This is a genomic window from Streptomyces sp. NPDC059142 (assembly GCF_042755665.1).
Taxonomy (GTDB): domain Bacteria; phylum Actinomycetota; class Actinomycetes; order Streptomycetales; family Streptomycetaceae; genus Streptomyces.
The window spans coordinates 1-7,684 of record NZ_JBHZDA010000168.1; the positions used below are offsets into that span (position 1 = coordinate 1).

General features: G+C 73.5%; 7 protein-coding genes. 2 read left to right on the forward strand and 5 right to left on the reverse strand.

Annotation, left to right across the window (positions count from 1 at the left end; translation table 11 throughout):
* Positions 1 to 155 precede the first annotated feature (155 nt).
* Together ACFXPK_RS31905 and ACFXPK_RS31910 are read left to right on the forward strand one after the other, a co-directional pair.
* On the forward strand, positions 156 to 1,178 hold the full coding sequence (locus ACFXPK_RS31905; RefSeq protein ID WP_385080649.1) for a phosphotransferase family protein: 1,023 nt from the start codon (positions 156 to 158) through the stop codon (positions 1,176 to 1,178).
* Positions 1,179 to 1,187: 9 nt separating this feature from the next.
* Positions 1,188 to 2,402, forward strand: coding sequence for an acyl-CoA dehydrogenase family protein (locus ACFXPK_RS31910; RefSeq protein WP_385006274.1), 1,215 nt, complete (start codon positions 1,188 to 1,190; stop codon positions 2,400 to 2,402).
* A 9-nt stretch (positions 2,403 to 2,411) separates the two neighbouring features.
* On the opposite strand, the gene ACFXPK_RS31915 is transcribed toward ACFXPK_RS31910, so the two are convergent.
* The 5 genes from ACFXPK_RS31915 to ACFXPK_RS31935 form a co-directional block, all read right to left on the reverse strand.
* Positions 2,412 to 3,230 (reverse strand): response regulator transcription factor, encoded by an 819-nt coding sequence (locus ACFXPK_RS31915; protein WP_385006276.1) that lies wholly within the window; start codon positions 3,228 to 3,230, stop codon positions 2,412 to 2,414.
* A 172-nt stretch (positions 3,231 to 3,402) separates the two neighbouring features.
* Positions 3,403 to 3,972: a hypothetical protein gene (locus ACFXPK_RS31920; RefSeq protein WP_385006278.1), complete on the reverse strand. Its 570-nt coding sequence runs from the start codon at positions 3,970 to 3,972 to the stop codon at positions 3,403 to 3,405.
* A 148-nt stretch (positions 3,973 to 4,120) separates the two neighbouring features.
* On the reverse strand, positions 4,121 to 4,714 hold the full coding sequence (locus ACFXPK_RS31925) for a TetR/AcrR family transcriptional regulator (RefSeq protein ID WP_385080652.1): 594 nt from the start codon (positions 4,712 to 4,714) through the stop codon (positions 4,121 to 4,123).
* A gap of 82 nt (positions 4,715 to 4,796) precedes the next feature.
* Positions 4,797 to 6,455: a class I adenylate-forming enzyme family protein gene (locus ACFXPK_RS31930; RefSeq protein WP_385080654.1), complete on the reverse strand. Its 1,659-nt coding sequence runs from the start codon at positions 6,453 to 6,455 to the stop codon at positions 4,797 to 4,799.
* A complete protein-coding gene (locus ACFXPK_RS31935; protein ID WP_385080656.1) occupies positions 6,452 to 7,216 on the reverse strand; it encodes an SDR family oxidoreductase in 765 nt (254 codons plus the stop codon). Before ACFXPK_RS31935 ends, ACFXPK_RS31930 begins: the two co-directional genes overlap by 4 nt.
* Between the last annotated feature and the right edge of the window lie 468 nt (positions 7,217 to 7,684).

A 7,684-nucleotide genomic window follows, 5' to 3' on the forward strand; every position in this document is an offset into this window, starting at 1 on the left:
GGGGCCGGGAGCGCCCGGGGGCCGGGAGCGCCCGGGGGCCGGGAGCGCCCGGGGGCCGGGAGCGCCCGGGGGCCGGGCACTGGACGACATACCGACTGGTCGGCATCATGGGACCCGACCGTCCGACCGACCGCCCGTCCACGGAGGTACGCCCGATGAGCTCAGCCCCCACGCCAGGACTCGATCCCGAGCGGCTGCGCGGCCATCTCGACCGCGTGGTCCCCGGTCTGGTGGGCGGTCCGCTCGACGCGCGGCTGATCGAGGGCGGCCGGTCGAACCTGACGTACGCCGTCACGGACGGGACCGGCCACTGGGTGGTCCGCAGGCCCCCGCTGGGCCATGTGCTGGCCACCGCACACGACATGAAGCGCGAGTACCGGGTGATCGAGGCGCTGCACCCGACCGCCGTACCCGTCCCCGAACCGCTGCTGCTCTGCGAGGACGAGTCGGTGCTCGGCGCCCCGTTCTACGTCATGGAGCAGGTGGCGGGCACGCCGTACCGGACGGCCGAACAGCTCGCCCCGCTCGGTCCCGAGCGCACCCGCGCCGCCGTGCTGGCCCTGGTCGACACCCTGGTCGAGCTGCACGCCGTCGACCCCGCCGCCGTCGGGCTCGGCGACTTCGGCCGGCCGGAGGGCTTTCTCGACCGGCAGCTCCGCCGCTGGGGCAAGCAGCTCGACGCCTCGCGCAACCGCGAGCTGCCCGGCATCGACGAACTCCGGGCGGCGCTCGGCCGGTCCCTGCCCGTCTCCCCCGCGCCCACCGTGATCCACGGCGACTACCGGCTCGACAACGTGCTGCTCGGCGCGGACGACCGGATCAACGCGGTGCTGGACTGGGAGATGTCCACGCTCGGCGACCCGCTCACCGACCTCGGGCTGCTGGTGATGTACAGCGCGCCCCTGGAGGTGACGGGCTCCCCGATCAGTACGACCGCGGGGGCCGCCGGCCATCCGTCCCCGGGCGAACTGATCGAGCGGTACGCGGCGGCCTCCGGGCGGGACACGGCCGGCATCTCCTGGTACACGGCGTTCGCCTGGTTCAAGCTCGCCGTGATCCTGGAGGGCATCCACTACCGCTACACCCTCCACCAGACGGTGGGGCAGGGGTTCGACCGGATCGGCTCCCTCGTCCCCGTCTTCATCGAGCACGGTCTCACCACCCTCCAGGAAGGCTGAGTACCCCTGATGGACTTCGCATTCGACGCCCGCACCGAAGAGCTGCGGGCCAGGCTGCTCACCTTCATGGACGAGCACGTATACCCGGCCGAGGAGGTCGCGCGGGAGCAGCGGTCCCGCCTGGCCGACCCGTGGGGCACCCCGGCCGTGGTCGGGGAGCTGAAGGCCGAGGCCCGCCGGCAGGGGCTGTGGAACCTCTTCCTCCCGGACGGCGAGTACGGGGCCGGGCTGACCAATCTCCAGTACGCGCCACTCGCCGAGATCACCGGTCGCTCCCCCGAACTGGCCCCCACCGCGCTGAACTGCGCGGCCCCCGACACCGGGAACATGGAGCTGCTGGCCCAGTTCGGCTCGGAGGAGCAGCGCAAGCAGTGGCTGGAGCCGCTGCTCGCCGGGGAGATCCGGTCGGCGTTCGCGATGACGGAGCCGGAGGTCGCCTCGTCCGACGCGACCAATGTCCGCACCAGCATCCGGCGCGACGGCGACGCGTACGTCGTCGACGGCCGCAAGTGGTACATCTCCGGGGCGATGAACCCGGACTGTGCCGTCTTCATCGTGATGGGCAAGACCGACCCGGACGGCGCCGACCCGCGCCGCCAGCAGTCGATGATCCTGGTCCCCCGTGACACCCCGGGGGTCGAGGTGCGCCGGGCGATGCGGGTGTACGGCTACGAGGACCACTCGCACGGCGGCCATGCCGAGGTCGTCTTCGAGAACGTACGGGTGCCCGCCTCGCATCTCATCGGGGAGGAGGGCGGCGGCTTCGCCATCGCGCAGGCCAGGCTGGGTCCTGGCCGGATCCACCACTGCATGCGGCTGATCGGCATGGCCGAGCGGGCGATCGAGCTGATGTGCCGCCGGGCCCTGTCCCGGACGGCGTTCGGGAAGCCGCTCGCCGAGCAGGGGGTCGTCCAGAACTGGATCGCGGACGCCCGGGTGACGGTCGAACAGCTCCGGCTGCTCGTGCTCAAGACGGCCTGGCTGATGGACACCGTCGGCAACCGCGGGGCGCACACGGAGATCCAGGCCATCAAGATCGCGACGCCGCGCGCGGTCGTGGACATCATCGACTCGGCCGTCCAGTTGCACGGCGCGGGCGGCGTCGGCCAGGACTTCCCGCTGGCGGAGCTGTGGGCCTCGGCCCGGACGCTCCGGCTGGCGGACGGCCCCGACGAGGTCCACCAGCGCTCCCTGGCCCGGCGGGAGTTGAAGAAGTACCGATGAGCCTCCGGTTCAGCGGTCGACGGGGCGCGGAAGGGGCAGCAGGCCCAGGGACTGGGCGCGCATGACGGTGGAGAGCCGGTCGCAGGTGCCCAGCCTGCGGTAGATGCCCTCGATGTGCTTGTGGGCGGTGCGCGGTGAGATGTGGAGCCGGTGGGCGATCGCCGTGGCGGGCAGGGCCTTGGCGAGCAGGGTCAGTACGGCGTGCTGACGTGGTGTGAGCCCCGCCTCCACCGCCCGCGCGGTCGGCGCGGCGCCGGACCCGGTACGGGCCCGGTCCGGAGCCGTCCGCCAGCGTGCCAGCGCGCGGTAGTGGCAGTCGATACCGACGAGCAGGGGCTGCACACGGCCCGCGTACGCCCGTTCCTCGGCGGTGAAGTCCTCGCACTCGTGGTGGAGGACGAAGCCCCTGACGACGCCGGCGGGGGCCGGCAGCGGGATGGCGAGCATATGGGCGCCCAGTGTCCCCCGCGCCAGCCGGTGGCTCCTGCTGCGCAGCCAGGACCGCTCGCCCATCACCTCGCTGGCCGTTCGGGGCGTACGGTCGGGCGTGGACGCGTAGTGCGCCACCAGCGGGTTGCCGGCCCGGACTTGGCGGGCCATCAGGGAGTCGAGCAGCCCCGGGGAGACCGGGAGCGCCGTCCTCCACGCCTCCACCCGCCCCGTCCGCTCCGCGTACCGGGCCTGGGCGAGGGAGGCCGCCGGGGAGTGCAGCCCCCGGGTCAGCTCCGCCAGGACCAGCGGCCAGGGCGGCTCGGGATCGGCGCGCTCCAGTACGGCGACGGCCAGGCCGAGCATCTGCGCGTACTCATTCCACAGGGCGGTGCCCATCGATCTACCCCCGTGCCCGCACGACCGTCACTGACCGTACGTACTCTTTCCATCACTCTCCGCGCCCACACCCTCCCGCGGGCCCGCTCCCGGGCCGGGCCGGGGCCGTCCGGCGGCGCGGCCCCGACGCGACCCCGGCCCGGCCCCGGCACGGCCCCTCAGCCGACGGCGGTCAGCAGGGCACCACGTAGTAGACCGGGGTCCAGCTCGCGGTGCCGGTGCCCGGCGCCACATGGCTCCAGCGCTCCGAGCGGTCCGAGTTCAGGAAGCGCGCCCTGGTGTTCCTGGTCTGGTTGTTGTTGAAGGTTCCGTCGCCGGTCCACGAGAGGCTGTAGGTGCCGCACCGGTAGTAGTCGAGCGTGTCGCCGCCCCGGTACAGACAGAGGTGCCCGGAGCCGCAGGCGGCGGGCAGCCGGTTGCTCACCGGCGGCAGGGCGAGGTCCCGCGCGGACCGCTGACCGGGGGCCGCGACGGTGACGTCACCGCCCGGCATCGTGATCCTGTTGGCGGAGACCTGCTTGCTCCCCGCCAGCCTCCCCAGATAGGCGTCGACCCGGTCCTGGAGGCCGGCGGCCTGATCACCGGTCAGGCCGGCCCGGTCGGTCTGGGCCGCGTAGGTCTGTCGAACCTGGTCGGGAGCGGCCTGTGCCCCCGCCGGCGCCGTCATCACACTCGCGGCGAGCGCCCCCGCGGCGACCGCCCCGACCGTGGCCTTCAGCATGAACGCACGGATCTTGTTCATCGATCCCCCTGGATCTTCCTGTCGCACTTCCCGCCCGGAACCCTGACATTCCGTAGCGCCAACACCACTCATCGTGACGAACGCGCTCGGCGGGCCGCAATGCGTACAAGTACGTATGGCGCGGGAGGAGCCGGGGAGGCAGGGTGCGTCAGGGGCGCAGCGCGCGCAGCAGCAGGTCCGCGAGGTGGTCCGCGACCTCGGCCGGGGTGAGCGGGCCGTCCGGCCGGTACCAGGTGGAGAGGTGGTGGACCGAGCCGAAGTGGTAGTCGACGACGAGGTCGGCCGGGGTGGCGGTGGAGAAGACGCCGGCGCGCTGACCCTCCTCGATCAGCGCGCGGAACCGCTCGTGGTAGCGGCGCCGTTCGGTCCGTACCTGCTTGTTCTTCTCCGGGCTGAGGTGGTGCATGGAGCGGAAGAAGATCGCGGCGTCGTCCAGGTTGTCGATGGTCGTCACGACGACGTCGGCGGCGGCTTCCCGCAGCCGCCGCTCCACCGGCCCGTCCGCGTTCGCGAAGCCGTCGAGCCGTTCCTGCTGGAGGCGGAGCACCCGGGCGTAGACCTCCTGGAGGAGGTCCTCCTTGGAGCCGAAGTAGTGGTAGAGCGCGCCCTTGGTGACGCCGGCCGCCTCGACGATCTCCTGGACGGACGTCCGGTCGTAGCCGCGCTCGGCGAAGAGCCGGGTGGCGGCGGCCAGCAGCCGCCGCGGGACGGGCTCGCCCTGTCCGTCCGTCGTCCTGGCCATCTGCCACCACCCGCCTTCCGCTCCGTGTCACCCCCGGGCGCCCCCTACGGGCCCGCCGGGGGACTGTCCCCGCCTGGGACGCTCAGGTACGGGAACGCAGTTCCCGCCTGAGGATCTTCCCACTCGTCGTCTTGGGCAGCTCGGGCAGTATCTCGACCTCCCGCGGGTACTTGTACGCGGCGAGCCGTTCGCGGCAGTACGCGGTCAGTTCGGCGGGCTCCACCGTGGCACCGGGGCGCGTGCTGACGTACGCCTTGACGCTCTCTCCCCGATAGGCGTCGGGGACACCGATCACCGCGGCCTCGCGCACCGCCGGATGGGTGTAGAGCACGTCCTCGACCTCGCGCGGCCAGACCTTGAACCCCGACGCGTTGATCATGTCCTTCTTGCGGTCGACGACGTAGAGCCAGCCGTCCGGGTCCATGAAACCGATGTCGCCGGTGCGCAGTTCGCCGTCCGGGAACGCCGTGGCGGTGGCCGCCGGGTCGTTCCAGTAGCCGGTGACGACCTGGGGGCCGCGTACCGCGATCTCCCCCGGCTCCCCGAAGGGGCGCTCCTCGCCGTTCTCGTCGATGATCCGTACGACCGTGTCGGGCCCCGGCACGCCGACCGAGAGCGTCCCGGAGACCGGGTCCACCGGGGCCTCCCACTGGGGCGGTACGGAGGCGCAGGGCGCGGTGCACTCGGTGAGGCCGTACCCGTTGCGCAGATAGGGACCGAGCCCCGCGCGGAACTTCTCGACCAGCGCGGGCGGCAGCGGCGCGCCGCCCGAGGAGATCACCTGGAAGGAGGCGAAGTGCTCGCGGGTGACGTCCGGGTGGGCGGCGAGCGCCATGAAGGCGGTGGCGGGGCCGACGGTGTACGCGGGCCGGTGCTCGGCGAACGCGTCGAGGACGACGCCGGGCTGGAAGCGGTACGCGAGGGCGAGGGTGCCCGCGTTGGCGACGCACGCCGCGAGTTCGCAGACCATGCCGGTGATGTGGAAGAGCGGGGCGAGCGCGAAGTAGCAGGCGCCTTCGGCGAGGGGGTGGCCGGCCCGCTGCCGTTCGGCGTTGACCATGATGTTGTGGTGGGAGTTCATGGCCCCCTTGGGTTTGCCGCTGGTCCCGGACGTGTAGCTGATCAGCGCGGTGTCGCCGGGGGCCGGATCGCGTCCGGCGGGCGCGGTGAGGCCGCCGCGGGCCACGGTCAGCAGGTCGTCGGTGTCGGCGGGCTGCGGCTGCCGCGGGAAGCCGAGGACGCGGGGGTCGTCGCGGGTCTGGAGGTCCAGTTCGCAGGCGGTGAGCGCGATCCGTACGGGCGAGTCGGCGGCCGTCCCGCGCAGGAACGCCTCCCAGGTGCGGTCCGCGCAGATCACGGCCGTGACCTGGGCGTCGGCGAGGACATGGGCGACCTCGGCGGCCTTGTACATGGGGTTGAGCGGGACGACGGTCGCGCCCGCCTTCCACGCGCCGAGCAGCGCGAGGACGAAGTGCGGGGTGTTCTGGAGCATGATCGCGACGCGGTCGCCGGGCGCGAGGCCCCGGGCGGCGAGATGACCGGCCACGGAGTCGGAGAGCGCGTCCGTCTCGCGGTAGTCGAGCCGGCCGTCGAAGTAGGCGAGGGCGGTGCGCCCGGGTGCGCGCAGGGCGGCGGCGCGCAGAGCGTGCACGAGCGAGGCGGGCGGGTCGACCGGCGCCCGCTGGGCCTCGTTGAGCCGGCCGAGCCAGGGCTTGGCGGAGTAGCGGGACGCGGTGGTCACGAGGCGGCCCCCTCCCACTTCTGCTGGATGTGGTTCATGGTGGAGAGCCAGCGGTCGGGGTCGCCGGCGCGCGCCGTGTAGAACCCGGCGACCTCGGGGTGCGGCAGGACGAGGAAACGGTCCTTCGCCATGGCGTCGAAGAGGGCGTCGGCGACGGCGTCCGGTTCGATCGCGGTGGGCATGAGGACGAGTTCACCGGCGCTCCCGGTGGCGGCGAGCATGTCGGTACGGACGCCCTGGGGACAGATGGCGTGGACCTTGAGACCGCGGTGACGGTAGGTCAGCGACAGCCATTCCGCGTAGGCGAGCGCGCCGTGCTTGGTGACGCTGTACGGGGCCGCGCCGATCATGGTGAGCAGCCCGGCGGCGGAGACCGTGGAGACGAACCGGCCCGCGCCCCGCTCCAGCCAGTCGGGCAGCAGGGCGCGGCTCGCCCGGACGTGCGCCATCACGTTGACGTCCCAGGCGGTCGCCCAGACGTCCTCGTCGGCGAAGGCGTCGCCGCCGGCGCCTATGCCCGCGTTGGCGCAGTAGATGTCGACGGCGCCGCCGAGGGCGTCGCGGGCGTCGGCCACGACGAGGGAGGCGTCGCCGGGGACCGCGGTGGCGCCGATCTCGTCGGCGACGGCGGCGGCCTTCGCGGCGTCGAGGTCGTTGACCACGACGCGGGCGCCCTCGGCCGCGACTCTGCGGGCGAGGGCGGCGCCGATGCCACCGCCCGCCCCTGTGACCACAACCCCTGCACCGTGCACCGCGCTCATCGGGCCTGCCTTTCGGGCGTTCCGTTTCCGTCACGGAGTTCCGGACTTCCTCCCGACAGACTAACCAGTCGGTATGTCACGGGGAAGAGGAGCGGGAACCCGCCGGGCGGCCTCGTTCCCCCGGCGGGCGCGGGGCGCTAGCCTGCGTGGCCATGACAGACGACGGCCGCCCCGCGTGCGCACGGACACCGGCGCGGGACGGCCCGACGACCGCCGAGCCGCGGAGGTAACGCGATGAGCCTGTCCAGACGGGGACTGCTGGCCGCCGGAGGCGCGGTCGGCGCGGCGGGGGCAACGGGCGCGGCCCGGACCCCCGCGCCACCGCCCGCCGCACCCCTCTCCGAGGTGCCCGCCGCGGGGGGGGGCGGGGGCGGGGGCCCCCGGGCGCGCCGTCGGACCCGGGTGGTCCGGGGGGGCCCCCGCGGCGACCGGGGGCGGTCCCGCCCGACAGTCGGGGGCGGGCACACC